Genomic DNA, 19,166 nt, shown 5'->3' with positions numbered 1-19,166 from the left:
GGGCCAACTCCGGTCTGGAGCTGGCCGCTTAGAAGATCTCCACAGTCCGAGGGGATTGACACCTGTGCCAGCCAGCCCCGCCAGGACAGTTTCATCCGCAACGGCCCCTTCGACCCCAGCGCGTCCACACGGCCGCTCCGCCGCAGGGCTGACCAGGCATAGGCAGACTTCCGCGAAACCCTCAACTCCCTGTCCACCTGCGGCACTCCGCCTCCAGTAGCAAACCTCTCCGCACCTCGAACCGGACCTGCTCCCGCTGAGCTGCGGCATAAGGAGAACCCTCAACACCGCTGTCCGAGAAGCGCAGGGCCCCTCAGTCATCCCCGCCCCAGCAAGATGGCCCCGATCGGGAAGGAATCTTACCTACCGCTGTCACACGCGCCCGGATTGCAGGCTGCGACGAGGGCGGCGGGATCGTCGTCACCGAACTTCTTCGATCGCAGCAGGAGATTCCTCTCGAACAGTGGAACGCGTCCATCGGCCGTGCGGTCTGTCGCGCTGCGGCGAGGCTTGTGGGCGGGGGTGCATCTTCAATGCAGCGGCGCCTATGGAGACCCGGCCACCTGATGCTGACGGAGATAATGGAGAGAGCCGGTCCCCTCCATTCTCATGAAACGTGCTGCGCCCAGCGCCGCGTGGGCGGGCGGGAACCGCTGAGGCATCTGCCACTCATCACTCTGCGCGAGTCGCTTCCAGCACGAAACGACTGGGCTCGCCGGCCCACGATACGAACAGCCCGTCACGCGCCCGCGTGCATGCGACGAACAGCAGGCAGCGTTCGGACATGAGATCCGCCTCGTGCTGGAGACGGTCGACTTCGACGGGCGTCACCGCCTTCGAGAAGGGCAGAGCGTCCTCGTTCACCCCTGTCACAGCGACACAGCGGAACTCCAGCCCTTTAAAGGAGTGCATCGTGCCAACCCTGACGGCATCGGTTCCTTCGGCGCTGTCCGCTCTGAGTTTCCTTGCCGGGATGCCCGCGGCCACAAGCTTCGCGATCGCCTTTTCGACGTCCTTGTTGAATCGTGTGGTGACACCGATCTCGTCAGGTGCGACTCCGTTCTCCATCCAGGCACGTACTCGGTCTACCAGCGCATCGAGCTCGCCTGCTGCTGAGGCTGCCGCATGCAGTTGGGGACCGTTGCCGTGGAGGGATGAGCGATAGCCGAGCAGGGTCTCGTTCCGGCTGTCGTCCTCCAGCTGTTCGAAGGGGCGACCGACGAGGAGCCCGGTGGACCAGCTGAGGATCTCGTGGGTGGAGCGGTAGTTCTTCCGCATCTTCGTGGAGCGGCCGGCGACCTTGATACCCAGGGCTTTGAGCGACACCTTGGAGTCGTAGATCCGTTGGTGCGGGTCACCGGCGATGAACAGATCGTCCGGGCGATCAGCAGAAGCGGCGCGCAGGAGGCGCCACTGTACGGGGTGCAGGTCCTGCGCCTCGTCGACCACGATGTGCCGGTATCGCGGTCCCTTCTCTCCCAACAGGTCAGCGGCTTCTGAGCATGTTCCCAGGTACGTGCGCAGACCGTCAGCAGCGAGCTGGTCGACGAAGGTCTGGATCGTGCGCCACACCAGAGGGCGCGCACTGGCCGGCAGGGCGCGTCCTCGACCCGGGCGGTCCGCGGCTTCGTACTCCTCCTGCGTGCGCAGGTTCTGGGCGAGGACGACGTGCTTGTACTCCTGCGCGAGAAACTGGGTGGTCCCGGTGAAGCCGGTTGCCTGCGCGGCCTGTTGCCAGCGGGGCTCTTCTTCTCCGCCCCGCAGTGGACGTCGTGACGTCGAGACGACCCGGGAAGCCAAGGCGTCGACCGTGGTGATGTCCACGCGCTCTCGCAACTCCTCGTCGTCTACGAGGGCGGCGAGTCCGCTGCGCAGAGCTGCGACGAGTGCGTTGGTGTAGGTGGTGAGCAGGATGCGCTCGCCGTCGCGGAGAAACTTCAGAAGGTGTCGCACGCGGTGCATGGCAACGACGGTCTTTCCGGTTCCGGGTCCGCCGCTGACCTGGGCGGGACCGGAGTAGGAGGCTCGGTAGGCGACCTTGTGCTGGGAAGGGTGGAGGAAGACCCGCCAGGCGTCGAAGGGTTTGCTGAGGATGTCGCGGAGCTCATCACCGTCGCTGATGACGGCGATACGCGTCGAGGTGCGGTTGATCGCGGTGGCGTAGTCGGTGGTGTCGACCGGATCGGTGTCGTTCTCAGCGGCGGCGAGGTTCACTGCGACGACCTCGCGCCATATCTGATCCACAGTGAAGTCGGCGGCCAGGTACTCGAGGACTTCGCGCTGGTCGGGCGGGAAGTACGGGGCGAACACCTCCAGTTGTTCGACGCTGGTGAGGACGCGAGCCTGGCGCAACGTGGTGGCATCGACGCCGAGCGCGGCCATGTCTCCGTCGGAGATCTTGCCGAAGAGTCGCTGGTCGGGTGTCGTGTCGGCGGCGATCCGTTCGTAAGCCGGAGTCAGTTCGTCGAGCATGGCGATGTCGCGAAGTTCGACGGAGCGGGTGACGGTGTTGATGCTCGCCTTCTGCTTGACGGCCCAGTCGATCGCCTTGTCATGCGGCATCACCCGCAGCAGGACGAAGGTGTCGCCACTGCTTGGCGCGAGGACCACGCCGCGGGTTCCTTTGTCGATGCGGATGGTCCGGATGTGCCGGTCGCGGGCCTGCTGAAGGGTCTCAAGCTTCAAGCCCGGGTCCTTAAACAGCTGGTCCAGGGTGAGTCGTTCGAACTTCTCCCAGGCATCGAAGACACCCTGTCTGACCGTGCCCTGGAGTTTTCCGAGCTGGGCGCAGAAGCCGATATCGAAGGCGAGACGGGGCATGGTGCGGGCTTCCCTCCGGCGGGGTAGTCGGGTGGGCGGGCTCAGATCAGGAGAGCGGTCCGTCGAGTTCGAGTCGGATGACGGCGAGTACTTCTGCGATCTCGGCGGTCAGCTCGTCGTCAGGCCCCAGGACCAGGCACAGATCGGCGTGGAGCGGTTCGAGGATGTCGCGCGCCTCGGTTGTACGCCCCTGGGCGAGGAAGAGCATCCCGATGTCGCGGCGGAGCTCGACGGCTTCCTCGCTCACGTCGCCGTCCACGGACCGTACGACGTCCAAGACATCGCGCAGTGCGGCGAGTGCGACGGTGACCTGTCCGAGTTCGGCCCGGCAGCGGGCGGCCTGGGCGCGGCAGGCACGGGCTCGCCCACCGGTGGGTCCGCTGGTGCGCGCGTACGCGTCGGCCAGGGCGTCGAACTCGGGGAGCGCGGCCCGGTAATCGCCGCCGAGCAGCCAGACCGCGGCGCGGTTCATACGCAGTTCGAGGACCTGTCGGCTCTCGGAACCGAGTACCCGCGCGGCCGGTTCGATGACCTCGCCGATGACCTCGGCGGCCTGCGCAAATCGCTCGTCTTCAAGGAGCGCGTCGGAGTGGTCATACGCTGCCTTGATCGCGGCGCGCACGGCGGCAGGGACCGGTGCGGGCTGTGCGGCAGCCGGGTCGCCAACGTGCTGAGCCTCCTGGCCCACTGGCGTCGGCCGGCCGGCGCGGGAGCGTGGTGCGTACGGCTTGCGGAAGATCCCTGTCGGGTCGGGCACCCCGGCGGGTCCCGCCTGGCCGGGTGCGGGGTCCGGGGAGCCGGGCGGGGGCAGGAAAGGCACCAGCCGCTCGTACACCTCCTGTACGTCAGCGGGCCGCGCCTCCTGGGCCTTGCAGAGCAGGTGCAGAACCAGCTCTTCCAGGGCGGTCGGCACGTCAGGTCGGAGCTGTCGCAAGGGGGTGGGTGCTGCATTGACGTGCTGGTGCATCACCATGTACTCGCTGTCGGCGGTGAACAGCAGCTGCCCGCTGAGCAGTTCATGAAGGATGCAGCCGAGCGCATACAGGTCGGTCTGCGGGCTGGTCCTGCCACCTCGGACCTGTTCCGGCGCCATGTATTGGTGGGTGCCCAGGGGTGTGCCGGTCGCGGTGAGTTTGGTGACGTCGGTGCGCAGGATGGCCGCGATGCCGAAGTCGAGGACCTTCACGGTGCCGTCGCGGGCGATGAGGATGTTGCCCGGCTTGAGGTCGCGGTGGATCACCGGAACGGCGTGCGCGTGCGACAGGACGGTGGCGACCTGTGCGGCCACCGCAGCGGCCCAGCTGACCGGCAGCGGTTGAGTGGGCTGGTTGTAGGAGCGCAGCGAGACCCCATCGACGAGCTCCATCACCAGGAACAGCTGCTCGTACGACTCGTCGAGCACCGCGTCGTACACCTGCGGGACACCCGGGTGCTGGATGCGCGCGGTGATCCGCGCCTCGCGCCGGAAGCGCTTGGCAAACTCCTCGGCGAGCTGCGGTGAGGTCACGGACTGCTGCCGGATCAGCTTCACGGCGACCGGCCGGTCGAGTACAGCGTCGTAGCCGCGCCACACGCTGCCCATGCCACCGTGGTCGATCTCTTCCAGGAGCTCGTAGCGCCCGGCGATCGGCTGCTTCTGCGACTCTAACTGCGGCACCATGCCCCCGTCGTTGCTCAACTCCGGACCCGGGCAGCGCCGGCCCGGACTCTAACCAGTCTCGCCGGTTGGGTGATCTTCCGTCCACCGAGACGGCGAATTCGAGGACGACGCTTCCCGGCCCGGGAATCGTGCATCGGGCCCGCGCACACCACGCCGGCGTACACGGGCCCGTTCGTGGTTACTCGTCCACGTCTTCCTCACGGCGGATCATCCGCCACGCCGCGCGCCGTGCGCTGCGGTCCAGGTGGGACTTGAAATTCCGGTCGGCTCCGAAGTATTGGCGACCCATGCCGGCGATCGTGTCAATGTGGTCGGCCATCTTGTCGGCGAAGACCTTGTCGAAGACCTTGCCGAAATTGTCCTCGTCATTGACGACGGCCGCGGCGCGTACCTTCGGATCGGCCTTGGCCTCCTCGAAGGGCCGGGCGAGGTCCTCCTCGGTGAACTCGGTCCCGAACTTCTCGTTGAACTTCTCGATCAGCTCCGAGAGCAGCGACTTCTCCTGCTCCTTCGCGCCGCCTGTGCCTTCTCCGAAGCCCTTGAGCGTCGCCGCGCCTTCCGCGGTGAGGGACTTGTCGTGCTCGCCAGTCTGCTCCACTCGAAGGTGACTGAGGTCGACAGCCCCTATGTCCACGCCACCGTCCGCGCGGCCCCGCAGCCGGGTGAGGAGGTAGCGGCCGTAGAGGTACAACCGCTCCAGCTCATCATCCCGATAGGGCACGATCTGCGCCAGGAAGCCGTACTTGCGCACGTAGTCCTTGAGATCGGCGCGGAAGTCCTCGGCGATCTCGACGTCCTCCTCCACCTCATCGTTGTCCCGCAGCGTCTCGTAGCGCGCGACCGCGGGCGACAAATGCCGGTACAGCTCGGCGTGCAGCTTCTCCCACTTGGCCTGCGAACCCGCCGCCTTCTCCTTCGCCTCGAAGTACGCGGCGGCGAACTCGTCCATCTCCTGCTCGGAGATGATCGGCGCGGACATCACCCGGCTCTGCGCGGTGTAGAGGAGGTTCGGGTCGGAGGGAAGCGTCATCGCCTCCTCGAAGTAGGGGCGGAACGCATCCTGGATGTCGTCGGCGTCGTTGACGAAGTCCAAGACAGCCAGGTCGGACTGGCTCTTTCGCTCGGCGGTGCGGTTGAGGCGCGACAGAGTCTGTACGGCGGAGATGCCAGTCAGCTTCTTATTGACATACATCGTCGTGAGCAGCGGCTGGTCGAAGCCGGTCTGGTACTTCTCGGCGACAACCAGGATCTTGTACTCCTGCTGGCCCTTGCCGCCCGCCTTGACCGCCTTGTCGTCGGCGCGGGTGTATGCGAACGCCTTGGGTAGCGCGCTCTCGGACAGCCCGCCGTTCTCCTGCGACTCGGTGCGCTCCTCGCCATCAAGGGTGACCGAGCCGGAGTAGGCGACGAGAACGCCGAGGTCGGGGTACTTGGTGTCATACTCGCGGTCGGCGATGTAGCTCTTGATCGCGCGCGCCGTCTCGGCGGCAGACTGCCGGGAGGCGGTCACCACCATCGCCTTGGCCCGCCCGCCGAGACGGCCGCGGGTGTGCGCGACGAAGTGCTCGACGATCACCTGGGCGTGCTGGGCAACAGTGGTCTCGTGGGTGAGGGCGAACCGGGCAAGGAGGGGGCTTGCCTTGGAGGGGTCGACTTCCCTCTCATCCGGGTTCTGATTCACCAGCTTCCAGTACGTGTTGTACGTGACGTAGGTGCGCAACGGGTCGAGGATGAAGCCCTCCTCGATGGCCTGGCGCATGGAATACGTGTGGAAGGGCCGGTAGGTAGCCTCGCCACCGATGTCCTCGATTGTCCCGAAGAGTTCGAGGGTCTTGGCCTTGGGCGTAGCGGTGAAGGAGAAGTAGGAGATGTTGGGCGCCATGGCCCGCTCTTCCGCCCGCTGCTTGAGCATCTCCTCCAGCGTCTCGGGCTTCTTGCGGCGGGCCTTGGCCTTGGTGGCCCCTGCTTCATCGGAGTCCGAGTCGAGACCCAGGTCCCGCAGGACCTCCCGTACCGAGGTGGCGGCGTCGCCGGACTGGGAGGAGTGGGCCTCGTCGACGATGATCGCGAAGGTCGTGCCCTGGATCTCGGTCGGGTTGCGCTTGAGGTAGTCGACCAGCGCAGGGAACGAGTGCAGGGTGACTGTGACGATCTTCCCGGTGTCACGGGAAAGCGCGCGCGCGAGCTGCTCGCTCTTGGCCCCGTGCTTCTCGTCGATCTTGACGACAAGACCGTCGGTCTGGCTGAAACTGCCGACGGTTTCCCGGAGTTGGGAGTCCAGGTTGCGGCGGTCGGTGATGACGATGACCTTGTCGAAAACCGGTGCACCTGGCTTGATGTAACCGGCGTTCAGGGCTTCCTGGTTGAGGACGCGGGGGTCAGTGCCGGCGTGGAGGTCCGACAGCCGGTGGGCAAGCCAGCCGATGGTGTTCGACTTGCCGGAGCCGGCGGACGCCATCACCAGGTAGTTGTGGCCCGTCCCGTTGACGGAGGCGTGCGCGGTGAGCTTCTTGACGACATCCCACTGGTGGAAGCGGGGGAAGATCGTTGAGCGGGTGGAGCCGCCGCCGGGCGTCTTGTGCTTCTGCTGGTGCACGTAACGCTGGATGAGGTCGAGCCAGTTGTCCCGCTGCCAGACCTGTTCCCATAGGTAGGAGGTGGCGTACGTGCCGTAGGCGGTGGGGGTGGGGTTGCCAGCGCCGCCAGGACGGCCAGGACCCTCCGAGCCGGTGTTGAAGGGCAGGAAGACGGTGTTCTTGCCCTTGAGCTGAGTGGCGACGAAGACCAGGTCCGGGTCTATGGCGAAGTTCGCGACGACCCGATGCTTGAAGATCAGCTCGCTCGGGTCGCGGTCGGTGCGGTACTGCTCCTTGGCATGCTCAACGCCCTGCCCAGTGAGCGGGTTCTTCAACTCGGCCGTGGCCAGGGGGATTCCGTTGAGGAAGAGGACCAGGTCGAGCCGGTTGTCCCAGTCGGCCTGCTTGGTGGCGTAGCGCAGCTCACGCACGACGGTGAGGCGGTTGGCCCGGTAGTTGTCGAGGACCGAGTCCTCGACAACGAGGTTCGGCTTGAAGTACGCGACGCGCAGCTTCACACCTCTGTCCTTGACGCCGTTACGGAGAACGGAGAGCACCCCCTCCTCGGCGATCGCCTTGTCCAGACGGCGCACGAACCCGTACTTGGCATCGGCCTGGACGCCGCCGTAGACGTTGACCAGGTCGTACCACTCCTGGGCCTGGGTCTTGTCGATGAACGTGAACAGTTCGTTGGTGTCGAGCCCGATGTCGGCCTGGTAATCCTGGGGCTGAGCCTCGCGCCAGCCCCGCTCGGTCAGAGCAGCAACTATGCCGTCGCCGAAGGCGGATTCATTGTGTACGGCGGCCATGGTCAGTCTCCCCGTTTCCCCGTCAGCAGGTAGCCAACGTCTTTTCAGAACTTGTCGAAGGACGGTGAATTCATACGGGCCAGTCGGGAACTACGGCACGGGATCCGTCATCGATGGTGAACTCCTCATTCCGAGGCGATTGAGCCGTCGAACTGGCCAGTCACGGCAGCGGCGATTAGCGCTTGGCGGCGCTCGGCGAGAACGGCGCCAGATACCTGCACGGTTGCCTGGGCTCGCATGATGGCATTCCGCTTCGCCTGCAAGGCGGATGCAATTTTGATTTGCTCCCTTGGAGGCACAGCGGGCAGATCAATAGCCCTGATATCCTCGGATCTGAGCTTGATCGTTTGCCCTGATTGCCCACGAAACAGCAAGCTCATAAACCCGCGCACAGGTGCACTGCCGAGCATCAGAGCCACAAATTCAGGTGACCAGTTGCGCTCCAGTCGCACCCGGTAAAGGAGATCACTGAGCAGCAGGTTCCTTCCACCCGTATCGGCAACAGCGGACACTCCGACGTAAGCTGGCGAGCCACTACCTCTTGTCATGAGGATGTCCCCATTCTCGATCCGATACCGAGAATCAGGCAGAATGTTGAAGGGGAGTCTTTTATGCTCCAGGGGCTTGAAGATTCCTGAACTTACAGCACTTGTCTTAAGGACTGCCCACTCGTCAGGTTGCGCCTCGATGTCATCGCACTGAGGGCTCCAACCTTGTTCCACCGAGGTGAGCACACGCCGGAACGGGACCAGTCCATAGCGAGCAATGAGGTCGTTCGTGACGTCTGCAAGGTGCGTTGTCCACCGCTGCTCCAAGCACCTGAGCTGAGCCGATCGAGCCCTGACAAGGGAACCAATACGGGCAGTCTCAGCGTCAAGGAAGTCGGCGATGCGGCGCTGCTCCTCTAGCGGTGGGATGGGGACGGGAACGTTCTTCAAATCCTCCTTCGTTACATGGACCATACCAATCATGCCACTCGTAAGCTCCCGCTCAATCCAATGAGTCGCAGCTTTCAGGGACCAATACAGCCACCTTGCGTCACACCCATAGGAATCCACCTTGAAGATGTGCTGGTTCAGGAAGTGAAGTCCCGGCTTCCCCCATTCGAATGGACCGAAAGATGTGCCAGGGTTGCCTGACCAAGAAAAGAGTAGATCCCCACGAACCACACGATGCTTGGCGTCAAGGTCGAGATTCGAGAAGTTGAAGTCACTGGAGCCATTCAGATTCTCGATGCGGATGATAGGCGTCCCAGAGTCGGCCCAGTCCTGAGACTTGAACACGTAACCGTTAAAGAGATCTGCCAGATACTTCAGCGGAACTACGTTCCAATGACGCGGCAGAGACCGCCCGTACGGAATCCCGGTAGGTTGAACCGTCACTTGGTCACCTCGCTCAAGAGAGCCTGGATCTCAGACTCCAGCATTTTCAGCTCCGCGTCGATCTCCGCAAGTGGCCGCGGCGGTTCGTACACATAGAAGTGACGCGTGAACGGGATCTCATATCCGATCTTTGTCTTCGTGTGGTCGATCCAGGCGTCGGGGACGTGGGGGTGGACCTCGCGCTTGAGGTAGGCCTCGATGTCTTCGCCGAGGGGGACGTTCTCGTAGTCGCGGAGATCAGGATCCGGCTCGGAGGAACCCTTGATGACCTGGACTTCACCCTGAGCGTCTCGGATGCCGATTGCGTCGCGCAGCGCCTTCTTAAAGGTGGCGCCCTTGGGGAAGGTCAGGCCGGCCTCGGCGGCTACGGAGGTGAGAGCGACCTGGGCTTCCGAGAGGGTGGGCCAGGACTGGCCGAGGAGGGGGGTCAGGGCCTCGGCGAAGGGGAGGAGTTCCGCGTCCACCAGCTTCTCAAGTTCTGCTGTTTGCTCGTCTGTCAGCTTGCGGCGGGCTGCTACCAGCTTGGCGATTTCCGGGAGGGACTTGAGCGCCGACTCCTCGGCCAGCTTCTGCATCGGCTTCGAGGCGATGAGTGCTGCCAGAGTCTCGTCCGTCAGGTCGAAGCGGAGCTTCAAGGGGCGTTCGACGGTGATGCGCTGGTAGCCGAAGGCGGTGTTGTCGAAGACCTTCACCTTGGCGTGCATGGGGTGGTTCGCGTCCCCTGCGGCCGTGATCGCCTCGCCGTACAGGCGGGTGATGTCGGCGATGTGGTTCGGCTTGCCAGCCGTGCCATCTCCCAGTTCCTTGCGCTTGTCGCCGAGCGACTTACGCATCTTGACCCACTGGTCGCGGGCGTCGAGGAGGACGACCTTGCCCTTGTGGTCCTTGGCCTTGCGGTTGGTCAGGATCCAGAAGTACGTGGAGATGCCGGTGTTGTAGAAGAGCTGGTCGGGGAGGGCGACAATCGCCTCCAGCCAGTCGTTCTCCAGGATCCAGCGGCGGATCTCCGACTCGCCCGAGCCTGCCGCGCCCGTGAACAGCGGTGAGCCGTTGAAGATGATGGCCACACGCGAGCCGCCGCCCCCGTGTACGTCCACCGGCTTCATCTTCGAGATCATGTGTTGGAGGAAGAGCAGCGAGCCGTCGTTGATGCGCGGCAGGCCAGCCCCGAAGCGGCCCGCCTCGCCTAGCGACTTGTGCTCGTACTCGACGTCGTCCTTGACCTTCTTCCATTCCACGCCAAAGGGCGGGTTGGCGAGGAGGTAGTCGAACTTCTCTCGGCTGTGGCCGTCGTCGGAGAAGGAGTTGCCGTACGCGATGTGCTCCGGGTCCTGGCCCTTGATCATCAGATCAGAACGGCAAATCGCCCATGACTCGGGGTTGAGCTCCTGTCCGTACACCTCGACCGTCGCGTCGGGGTTGCGGTCCTTGATGTGCTCCTCGGCGGCGCTGAGCATGCCGCCCGTGCCGCACGCCGGGTCCATGACCGTGCGTACCGTGCCCGGGACGGACAGCGCGTCACCATCCGGGGCGATCAGCAGATTAACCATGAGCTTGATGACTTCGCGCGGGGTGAAGTGCTCACCGGCGGTCTCGTTGGACTGTTCCGCGAAGCGGCGGATCAGCTCCTCGAAGACGTAGCCCATGTTGTGGTTAGGCACGGCCTCGGGGTGCAGGTCCAGGTCGGTGAACTTGCCGATGACCTGGTAGAGCAGGTTCGCGTCATCGAGCTTGCGGATCTGCTGGTTGAACTCGTACTTGTCCAGGACTTCACGGGCGTTGTCCGAGAAGGCGCCCACGTACTTCTGGAGCAGCGTCGCCGCGTTCGAGGCGTCGCCTGCGATGCTTCGCAGCGTGTACGTGCTGGTGTTGTAGAAGGAGTGGCCCGAGGCGCGGCGCAGGAAGTGGTCGGTGTTGTCGATGCCCTGGCCTTTCAGGTTCTCGACGGTCTCGTTGACCCTTTCGCGGGTCGGCTCCAGGACGCATTCAAGGCGGCGCAGCACGGTGAACGGCAGGATGACCTTGCCGTAGTCGGACTGTTTGTAGTCGCCGCGCAGGAGGTCGGCGACGGACCATGCGTGATTGGCCAGGGCCGTGTGGATGGCGCTGTTCAACGGAGTCCCTTCCGTGCGCCGCCTCGCTGGTGCGGGCGGCGGATGTCTGTCGTGGTCAGTGTGGTCGAAGTACAGGGCGCGGGAGGGCTATCCGGCCAGGGAGCCGTCATCGCGCCGGGGGTCTTCGGGAGGCGGCAGCAGGGTGCCGCCAGCCAGGGCTTCGCTTACGAAGTGGCTGGTTTCGGTGGCGAGTTCGGCGGCCCGTCGGCCGGCTGTCTGGAGGTTGTGCAGGCGGCGGAAGGCTGCGCCGTACTGGCATTGCTCGGACAGAGGGAGCAGAGGGACACGTAGGCGGCGTGCGTCGATGCGGATGGTCGTGCTGCCGCTGGCCGCCGCGCTGATGTTGCTTCCGGCGGACAGGACACCGCCCAGGAACCATGAGTCGAGGCGGGCCGGGTCTGGGCGAAACGCTTTCAGGTGCGGGCCGAGAATCTTGCCCGCGTCTTCCTCATCCGCGATGCGGAAAGGGGTGGTCGCGGCGCTCGCACGATCTCGCACGATCTCAGGAAGTAGAACGTCGCCGACCTCGATGCGCACCATGCGATCCAGCCCCTCGGCCGGTGCCAGCTCGGACGCGCGGGCCCCGGTGGCGATATCGGTGGCCCTCAGCATGAGCAGGTTGGTGGGGTGCTCAGGGCCGGAGTCGGAGCCCTTGTCCGCAACGGTGCGCCCGCCATCCGCACCCCGCCGCGTCACAGCACTCGTCAGAACGGTCAACGCGCCGCCCCGTCCTAGATCGGCCACGGTCGCGGTACGCCACGCACGCACGGCATCACCCGCGGGCTTCAGTTCACTCAGGCCGGACCAGACCGTGGCGAGATCCTTTGCCGCATCGGCCCCCTTCGCCCAGAGGTCGTTCGCCGTGGTGGCCGTGGCCGATGGGTCCGCGTCCGGTCCGGAGTTGACGTAGCGGGCAGGGGTCAGGTCGACGCGGTCGTCTAGCAGGTCGATCGCCTCAACGGCCCTGACGCTGCCTGGCACTGCCTCGAACCTCTCCGGACTCCCGGTGAACGTATGCCAGTGGTCCAGGACAGCGGCGGTCAGCGGCGGCCAGTCCGTCGCACTCCGTGAGCCCATCGGGCCAGACGTCACCCACGCCGCCGTATCAATGAACAGTACGGATGGCACCGACGGAACACTTACCCCCTGTGGGTCCGGCCGCTGAAGCGCCCACAGCTGAAGACTGAGCCCGGTGTACGGCAGCGCCCCAGCCGGGAGGGATAGCACCGCGCGCAGCGCACCCGTACGGACCAGTTCGGCACGCACGCCGCGGCCCGATCCGGTGAAGGCAGGGCTGGCCGGCATCAGCAGGACCACACCACCGCCCTGCGAGACATGAGCCAAGGCGTGCTGCACCCAGGCGAGTTCGGAGTCCGAGCGACCCGGGACGCCATAGGCCCAACGGGCGTCATAGGCGAGTTCGTCGTGGCCCCAGTCGCGAACGCCGAAGGGCGGCGCGGACAGGACGCCGTCGACGGCCAGTTCAGGAAAGGCGTCGGCGCGTAGTGAATCTCCCACGCGAACGGTTGCCCTCGTTCCGCCGGCTGTGATCCGCAGCTGGACTGCCGCCCGTTGAGCCTGCACGGCGGCAATGTCCTGCCCGTACAACTCGGTTGCCCCCATGGCTGCCGCGGCTGCCAGAAGAGAGCCCCCGCCACAGGCCGGGTCCAGAACGCGGTCAGGGGCACTCCCACCGTGAACGGCGGCGAGCAGCGCGGCCATCAGCTCGGCGACGGGGGCCGGGGTGGAGTAAGAGCCCGTGGCGGCGCTGTCGAGGAGTTCGCGCTGCGCCAGGAGGTCGAGGGTCGTAGCGCCCGTGCCTCCCGCCGACAGTTCGGCGTCCACACACGCGGCGACGGCGCGCAGCAGGCTCGCGTCGGCGGCACGGTACGAAACGGGGGCGGAATCGGCTGTCGGCTCCATGTCGGCCAGGGCCGTACCCACTGCCTTCCCGGCCCGCTCGGCGAGCTCGGCATCCGGCAGGCCGCTCCAGTCCGCGCGCTGACGTGCGCTGCTCTCGGTAGCCGCGAGAACGAACGGAATGAGCCGACCGACAACGCCCGCTCCCCCGTCGGCCTGCCGCAACAAGGTGCGCAGTTCCTCGGACGGGTCGACCGACATGTCGTAACCGCGCTCGGCCAGCCAGGCCCGTACCGCTTTCACGTCGTACAGCGGGCTGGTGTCAGAACCGCCGACGGGCGCGGGAAAGCCCTCGTGACGACGTCGCCAGTTGCTCACCGTGGCGCGGGTGACCCCGGCAAGACGCGAGATCTCTGCGGCTGTGACCAGGGCGGATGACGACGACATCGAAGACTTCCTTGTAGCGGGGCGAGGCAGGACTGCCACTCGGGCTGAAAACAGCTTACACGTACACCACTCTCAGGCAAGCTGTTTGACAGCGCTTTCACTGCGTGCTCTTCTTGAATCGCTTTCATGGCTCGCCACCGCTCATGGCGATCGGGCCGGTTCCTGGCCACAGGTGCGCCCGCCGCCGGACGCACAGCCCCTCTTCCTACGCGTCACCCGACGCTCCACACACCCAGAGGTGCCCCCATGTCCCTGACCATGCCAACCGCCACCGTCGAAGGCATCCAGCTGACCGTGACCCCGTTCCGCCCCGACGCCGTCATCGGCACGATGGGGCTGCCCACACTGCTCCAGCTCGTACCGAACCCGAAGAAGGAAGAGGACAAGCGGGCCCTGAAGTACGCCTCCGGAGCAATGCGGCAGCACGCCGCGCTGCGCTCCCTGGTCCAGCGGACCCTCACCACGCAGAAGGGCCGCAACGTCCTCACCTACGCCGCCTATATCGCGGCTGGGATCAAGGGCGAGCACGGCGCCGCGTGGTCCCTGCCTCCGGTCACGCTGTGGCTCGACGGACAGCCCGGCGCGATCGGCGACGAACTGCTCCCCGGGAGCGGAATCCGCACGATCACGGTCATCCCCGGCGCCCCGGTCATCGCCATCGACGGTGAGACCCAGGTCACCGCCTGGCACGCGCTCTACGACGAGCCGGAGCGCTATGGCGTCAGCTACGAGCAGCTCAGCCGCATCCGGGTGCCCTTCGAGCTGTACTTCGGGCTGTCCGTCGAGGACGCACGCCAGATCTTCTACGACCGCAACGTCGAGGGCGTCCCCGTTGCCAAGAACCTCGCCATGTCCATGGACCAGCGGGACTTCGGCACCCAGATCGCACACCGCGTCGCAGGCACCGTCAAGGTCGAGCTCGACGGAAAGATCGTGCCCTTCAGCAAGCTCGTGCAAGCCCGCAAGCGGCAGCTGACGAAGACCGACCCGGAACTGGTGACGCTCTCTGCGCTGCGCGTGCTCGTCATCACCGCGCTCCACGGCCGGGCCGGGCTCGGCCTGTCCTCAGCGACGGTGCACGACGGCGACCTGCCCGAAGGCGTCGACGCCGAGCAGGCCGAGCGAGAGCTCGTGCCGCTGCTCGCCTCACTGGTCTCCGACCTGTACCCGCACTTCGAAGCCCGTGACGCCATCTCCGCACCCGCTGTCCTCGCCGGCCTCGGCATCGCCACCCACCAGGCCACGAGCTGGGCGAAGGCCGGCCCCCGGCTCAGCCAGGACGAGCTCGCGCAGCTGCTCCAGCCGGTCCGCTTCGAGCGCGAGGCCCGCTACTGGGACGGCGTCGCCGCCAGCGCCAACGCCTCCGGGACCCTCAACTTCGGCGGCGGCGCCAAGGACGCCGGCGGCCGCGTCGCCGACGCCTTGTTGCACCCGGACAGCGAATACGGCCGCAGGATCCGCGGCTGGTAGTGACTGTGTCTGCCGGGGGCCGGCGATTGGCCCCCGGCAGGCGCAAGGGCTACCCGACGCCTCATATGATCCGAAACATCAACTGGCCTTCCTTCAGGGATGGTTACGTACGGGCGGAAGACCGAACAGGGGCGGGAAGAATGGCACAACATGCGCGCCAGGAGCTCACCGAGCAGCGCGAAGAATGGTTCCGGGAGATGCAAGAGGGTCTGCTCCAGCAGGTGAGAGCTTGCAGCGCGCTGGACCCCGAACACCTTCGTGAAGATCTCGGCTCTCCACGGTTGATCGGCACGCTGCTGGTCGTCCGGATTGCCGTACTGCACGCGCGGGGCATGGCTGAGCCGGACATCTGCTCCGAGCTCGCCAAGAGTGCAGCGTTCTCCGCACCGACGCCGACTTCCGAAGCACTTACCGCGCTGGTCCGCGAAGTCCGGTTCTCGATCGAATTCAACGGTCTGGCCTGCTCCGTAGCGCTGGGGGGCCTTGGCCTGCAGCCGTGGAGCCCTGAGAGCACGTACATGCTCTTGCTCGAGTACTGGGCAGCGCAGCGCGGCCGCACGGTCACCCGATCCCGTGTCGAGCAGGAGCTGCACGAGCTGTGGGACACGAATGATCAGCGCGTCCTCGCGGCCCTCTCCGCACTGCCCGCCTACCCGCTGGAGGGATATCCCGATCTCTGGAAGCGATTGAAGGCCGAACCCGACTTCCGCGTCGGCAACGCCGCAGCGATGGCCCTTGGAAAGCACAGCGGCGCTGATCGCGACGAGGAGCGCTGGCACAACACCCGTACATGGAGCATCCTCAAGGCGGGCCACCTGGTCACCGTCGGCCGGGATCTCGTGTGCTGCCAGGCCGCCCGGCACTGGCTGGGACGCTACATGGACAAGGCCCCGGACGGCGACGAGTTCCGAGGCGTGCTCGGCCGGGCAGGCGAGGTCATCCAGGAACAACTGGACCACATTGTCCTTGCCGTTGAGGGCATGAGCGCGATCGAGTACGAGCTCCTCCGAGACCGGGACGCGGACGAACACTTCCAGGACAGTTGCCTCGCCACCTTCCAGGAGCAGCTCCTGGGCAGACACAGCGAGTTCGCCCTCCTCGACAAACACGAGACGACGCATGGAACGTGGGGGCCGCTCCCTTGGTGGGCAGTCGCCCTCCACAACGACCGTGAACGACGGGCCGCCGAAGAACTGCTCGTGCGAGGCGGCCTTCAGCTCCGCATCGAGGCCAGAGATCCAAGCGCTGACGAATTGGTGATCATCTGTGAGGAGCCCGGACTCGGTCCCTCTGGTCTGTCCGCGCTTCTCCGCTTTGACCTGGGAAGCGCCGTCCACTGTTGCGAACTACTGCTCCTGGCCCGACGCGAGCAAGTAGGGCTCGATTTCGTGACGGAGCACATCGACGAGTGGGACGACAGGGAACTGAACCTCGTCGGCTCCCTGTCGCTCTCCATCGGCGAGGAGATAAGTGGTCTCCTCGCCTCCGTGGCCACACGATCTCTGCGGCGCCTCGTCCCTGGAACATCCGGAGCGCCGCACTACAATGAGGGCCTTCCTCTACTTGAACGGCTCTTGAAGACATCGCAGCCGACCGCGGCATGTCGCTACCTTCCCTAACAACAGCGCCACCGCAGTGGCATGCAGCCAGGACACCGACAACGCCGAGAGAGCCCCGAGTCGATGTCCCGCCATGCGATCACAACGCCCATCTTCAGAACGACACGGCGGCCGTGACCACAAGAGAACCCCCACCGACCGGCGGCGACACCGCTTCCCATGTTTTGCGGCTCGTGCCCAGGACTCGAACCTGCGGCCAAGCGCCCGTTCCGGGGCGCGTTGCCACGCGCGCCGCGCTGGGCCCCGCAATTCCCGTTGATTGGCAAACCGGAACCGACGGGGGAAATGCCCCACCTCGGACCCCGCGACACCTGGTAGCCGCCCTGTCGACAACGGAATCCGTCGCCAGACGCATCACCGTCTCACTGACGGGCAGTCAGCCCAACCCAGCGCGGTACGGATAAACAGGGACGACGATAGGTGCGAGACGTCAGGTCATCCGGCACGGATCCAGCACGGGGCATGCGAACGAGGTTGGCCCCCGATCGGGCCGACCTCGTTTCACCTGCATGTTTGCCAGATGGCGACGCCGATGCTTAGGCGGCAACTAAACGTTGAAGCGGAATGTCTGCGGTCCGATTCTGACCTGAGGCGGAGCCCCATTCAGGGCTCTGACCTGGCATTTCCTCGTTGGCGTGCGTTGGCTCCCGACGGCCGTTTGCGAGTGTCCCGCGGACTGGCTGCGGACCGGCCGGGCGTGCGGAGGCCGAGAAATCCATGGCGCACCGGCCGGACCTACAACGAGACTACGCAGGTGAGCGACCGCTACCCCTGTCCCTGCTGCGGGCACCGCGTACTCGACGCCATGCCCGGCTCCTACGAGATCTGCCCCGTCTGCTTCTGGGAGGACGACGGGGTCCAGTTCCGCTGGCCGACCACGGACGGCGGCGCGAACAAGGTCTCCCTGATCGAGGCCCAGCGGAACTACCAGGACTTCGGCGCCTGCGACCAACACGGCCAGCAGTACGTCCGCCCTCCGGCCAAGGACGAGCCCATCGACCCGGCCTGGCGCCCCATCGACCTGACGCGCGACTCCTTCGAAGACTGGGACGCGGACGAACGCGCCCCGTGGCCCGACGACCGCTCGGTGCTTTGCTGGTGGCTCCCCACCTTCTGGCGCCGCGACCACACGGCGTCATGACGTCCCACATCAAGCGACTCGTCCAGCAGCTCGACGGCGAGTCCGGCGAGTCCTACGACGCCCGCGCGGAACTGATCCACATCGGATCCGCCGCCACCCGCGCCATCCTCGACGCCCTTCCCTCCCTCGGGGGCTTCGGACAACTGACCGCCATCGAGGTCTTCGAGGAGGTCGCCGACCCCCGCTGCGGCCCCGCCCTGATCACCATGCTCGACAGCGACAACCCCACCGTCCGTCAGTGGGCGGCCACGGCGCTGGCAAGCCTGGACATCGAGGACGCGGTCGAGCCCCTGCGCCGCGCCTACCGCGCCTGCCTGGAGCGGCAGACTCCACCCGACGAGTCCGAACCCGTCGCCATCCGCTGGGCCCTCACCGATCTCGGCGCCCGCAGCCCCGTCGTCCCCTCCCTGACCGCTCGCGCTTCGGGTCTGTGGCTACGCGGCCAGACCCCACTCGTCCTGGCCATCGATCAGCGCTCGCTCGTACCGCAGCAGCTCGGCCTCGGGGTACAGCACCCGCTTCCCGACCTTGATGCCGCGCGGCCCCTTCCTGATGTGGCGCCAGTAGCGGACGGTGCTCTCGGCCGTGCGGTAGCGCTCGGCGACCTCGGCAATGGTCAGATATCGCATGCATTCCCATTCAACTAGGCAACGTTTCGGATATGAATAATGTTGTACCCGACGATCCCGGTTACCCAAATCGGGAAGTCCATGTTTCAATCTGCATAGCGAGGATGGTTGCGATGGAGGTGCGATGGCAGGCGACAGGCCCGAGTCCGGCGAGGTGCCACTGCTCTACAGCGAGGGGAACGTGGCCGCACGCGTCGCCCTGGAGCGCGAGGTCAGGGGATGGAGCACGACGGAACTGGCGGAACGGGTCACGCGGGCCGGCGTGAAGATGAACCAGACGGCTGTCTGGCGCATTGAGAACGGCACCCCGCGCCGACGTATCAACCTCGACGAGGCTCTCGCCTTCTCCCGCGTCTTCGAGCTCCCCCTCGAAGAGCTGATGTCCCCGCCTCTGGAGGGGCTCGACATCGACAGTCGGCGACTCGTCCAAGAGGCCGTCGAAGCGTTCTACGAGGCCCGAGACGCACGCGACCGCCTACACCACGCCGTGGTCGCCATCGCCGACCACATCAAGGCCCATCCCGACAGCTCGCGGGCCATCCACGAGCAGTGCCTCCGCCTCATGGGCGACGAGCAGGACGCTCGCACGCTCAGCAGCGACATCGAGGACGGTGGCCACTACTGACAACCGACACGAAG

General features: G+C 65.8%; 11 protein-coding genes and 2 pseudogenes. 5 read left to right on the top strand and 8 right to left on the bottom strand.

Annotation, left to right across the window (positions count from 1 at the left end; translation table 11 throughout):
- Positions 1–65 precede the first annotated feature (65 nt).
- The 7 genes and pseudogenes from ABD346_RS38620 to ABD346_RS14815 all read right to left on the bottom strand — a co-directional run.
- Positions 66–307, bottom strand: a pseudogene (locus ABD346_RS38620) (IS630 family transposase); the annotation flags it as partial.
- Positions 308–672: 365 nt separating this feature from the next.
- Positions 673–2,820: a UvrD-helicase domain-containing protein gene (locus tag ABD346_RS14840; RefSeq protein WP_344375120.1), complete on the bottom strand. Its 2,148-nt coding sequence runs from the start codon at positions 2,818–2,820 to the stop codon at positions 673–675.
- A 46-nt stretch (positions 2,821–2,866) separates the two neighbouring features.
- Positions 2,867–4,480 (bottom strand): serine/threonine-protein kinase, encoded by a 1,614-nt coding sequence (locus ABD346_RS14835; protein ID WP_344375118.1) that lies wholly within the window; start codon positions 4,478–4,480, stop codon positions 2,867–2,869.
- Positions 4,481–4,658: 178 nt separating this feature from the next.
- On the bottom strand, positions 4,659–7,865 hold the full coding sequence (locus ABD346_RS14830) for a type I restriction endonuclease subunit R (RefSeq protein WP_344375116.1): 3,207 nt from the start codon (positions 7,863–7,865) through the stop codon (positions 4,659–4,661).
- A 125-nt stretch (positions 7,866–7,990) separates the two neighbouring features.
- Complete coding sequence (locus ABD346_RS14825; protein WP_344375115.1) at positions 7,991–9,247, bottom strand: restriction endonuclease subunit S; 1,257 nt, start codon at positions 9,245–9,247, stop codon at positions 7,991–7,993.
- The gene (locus ABD346_RS14820; protein WP_344375113.1) at positions 9,244–11,361 is read right to left on the bottom strand and encodes a type I restriction-modification system subunit M; all 2,118 of its coding nucleotides are present in this window, start codon (positions 11,359–11,361) and stop codon (positions 9,244–9,246) included. The genes ABD346_RS14825 and ABD346_RS14820 overlap by 4 nt, the downstream gene beginning before the upstream one ends.
- A gap of 87 nt (positions 11,362–11,448) precedes the next feature.
- Positions 11,449–13,668: an N-6 DNA methylase gene (locus ABD346_RS14815; RefSeq protein ID WP_344375112.1), complete on the bottom strand. Its 2,220-nt coding sequence runs from the start codon at positions 13,666–13,668 to the stop codon at positions 11,449–11,451.
- A 246-nt stretch (positions 13,669–13,914) separates the two neighbouring features.
- On the opposite strand from ABD346_RS14815, the gene ABD346_RS14810 reads away from it, so the two are divergent.
- The 4 genes and pseudogenes from ABD346_RS14810 to ABD346_RS14795 form a co-directional block, all read left to right on the top strand.
- Positions 13,915–15,138 carry a DNA sulfur modification protein DndB gene (locus ABD346_RS14810; RefSeq protein ID WP_344375110.1) on the top strand — a complete coding sequence of 408 codons (1,224 nt, stop codon included), beginning with the start codon at positions 13,915–13,917 and terminating at the stop codon, positions 15,136–15,138.
- Between the two features lie 140 nt (positions 15,139–15,278).
- Positions 15,279–16,757 (top strand): hypothetical protein, encoded by a 1,479-nt coding sequence (locus tag ABD346_RS14805; protein WP_344375109.1) that lies wholly within the window; start codon positions 15,279–15,281, stop codon positions 16,755–16,757.
- A 754-nt stretch (positions 16,758–17,511) separates the two neighbouring features.
- Complete coding sequence (locus ABD346_RS14800; RefSeq protein ID WP_344375108.1) at positions 17,512–17,898, top strand: CPCC family cysteine-rich protein; 387 nt, start codon at positions 17,512–17,514, stop codon at positions 17,896–17,898.
- Positions 17,895–18,194 (top strand): annotated as a pseudogene (locus ABD346_RS14795) (HEAT repeat domain-containing protein); the annotation flags it as partial. The gene ABD346_RS14800 and the pseudogene ABD346_RS14795, both read left to right, overlap by 4 nt.
- Before the next feature lie 138 nt (positions 18,195–18,332).
- Here the strand turns inward: ABD346_RS14795 and ABD346_RS14790 are convergent.
- Positions 18,333–18,527: a helix-turn-helix transcriptional regulator gene (locus tag ABD346_RS14790; RefSeq protein ID WP_344375160.1), complete on the bottom strand. Its 195-nt coding sequence runs from the start codon at positions 18,525–18,527 to the stop codon at positions 18,333–18,335.
- Between the two features lie 124 nt (positions 18,528–18,651).
- Here ABD346_RS14790 and ABD346_RS14785 point away from each other — a divergent pair, with 124 nt between their 5' ends.
- Positions 18,652–19,152, top strand: a complete 501-nt coding sequence (locus ABD346_RS14785; RefSeq protein ID WP_344375106.1) for a helix-turn-helix transcriptional regulator — start codon at positions 18,652–18,654, stop codon at positions 19,150–19,152.
- Positions 19,153–19,166: the final 14 nt, after the last annotated feature.

The organism is Streptomyces mauvecolor, assembly GCF_039532965.1.
GTDB lineage: Bacteria > Actinomycetota > Actinomycetes > Streptomycetales > Streptomycetaceae > Streptomyces > Streptomyces violascens.
Note: the sequence above shows the minus strand (reverse complement) of the source record. Positions and strands in the feature narration are given on the sequence as shown.

What these genes read in the sequence shown, in the direction of transcription:
- ABD346_RS14785 (WP_344375106.1), top strand. Translation starts at nt 18,652, where the DNA reads ATGGCAGGCGACAGGCCCGAGTCCGGCGAGGTGCCACTGCTCTACAGC.
- ABD346_RS14810 (WP_344375110.1), top strand. Translation starts at nt 13,915, where the DNA reads ATGTCCCTGACCATGCCAACCGCCACCGTCGAAGGCATCCAGCTGACC.
- ABD346_RS14815 (WP_344375112.1), bottom strand. Translation starts at nt 13,668, where the DNA reads ATGTCGTCGTCATCCGCCCTGGTCACAGCCGCAGAGATCTCGCGTCTT.
- ABD346_RS14840 (WP_344375120.1), bottom strand. Translation starts at nt 2,820, where the DNA reads ATGCCCCGTCTCGCCTTCGATATCGGCTTCTGCGCCCAGCTCGGAAAA.
- ABD346_RS14790 (WP_344375160.1), bottom strand. Translation starts at nt 18,527, where the DNA reads ATGCGATATCTGACCATTGCCGAGGTCGCCGAGCGCTACCGCACGGCC.
- ABD346_RS14805 (WP_344375109.1), top strand. Translation starts at nt 15,279, where the DNA reads ATGGCACAACATGCGCGCCAGGAGCTCACCGAGCAGCGCGAAGAATGG.
- ABD346_RS14830 (WP_344375116.1), bottom strand. Translation starts at nt 7,865, where the DNA reads ATGGCCGCCGTACACAATGAATCCGCCTTCGGCGACGGCATAGTTGCT.
- ABD346_RS14835 (WP_344375118.1), bottom strand. Translation starts at nt 4,480, where the DNA reads ATGGTGCCGCAGTTAGAGTCGCAGAAGCAGCCGATCGCCGGGCGCTAC.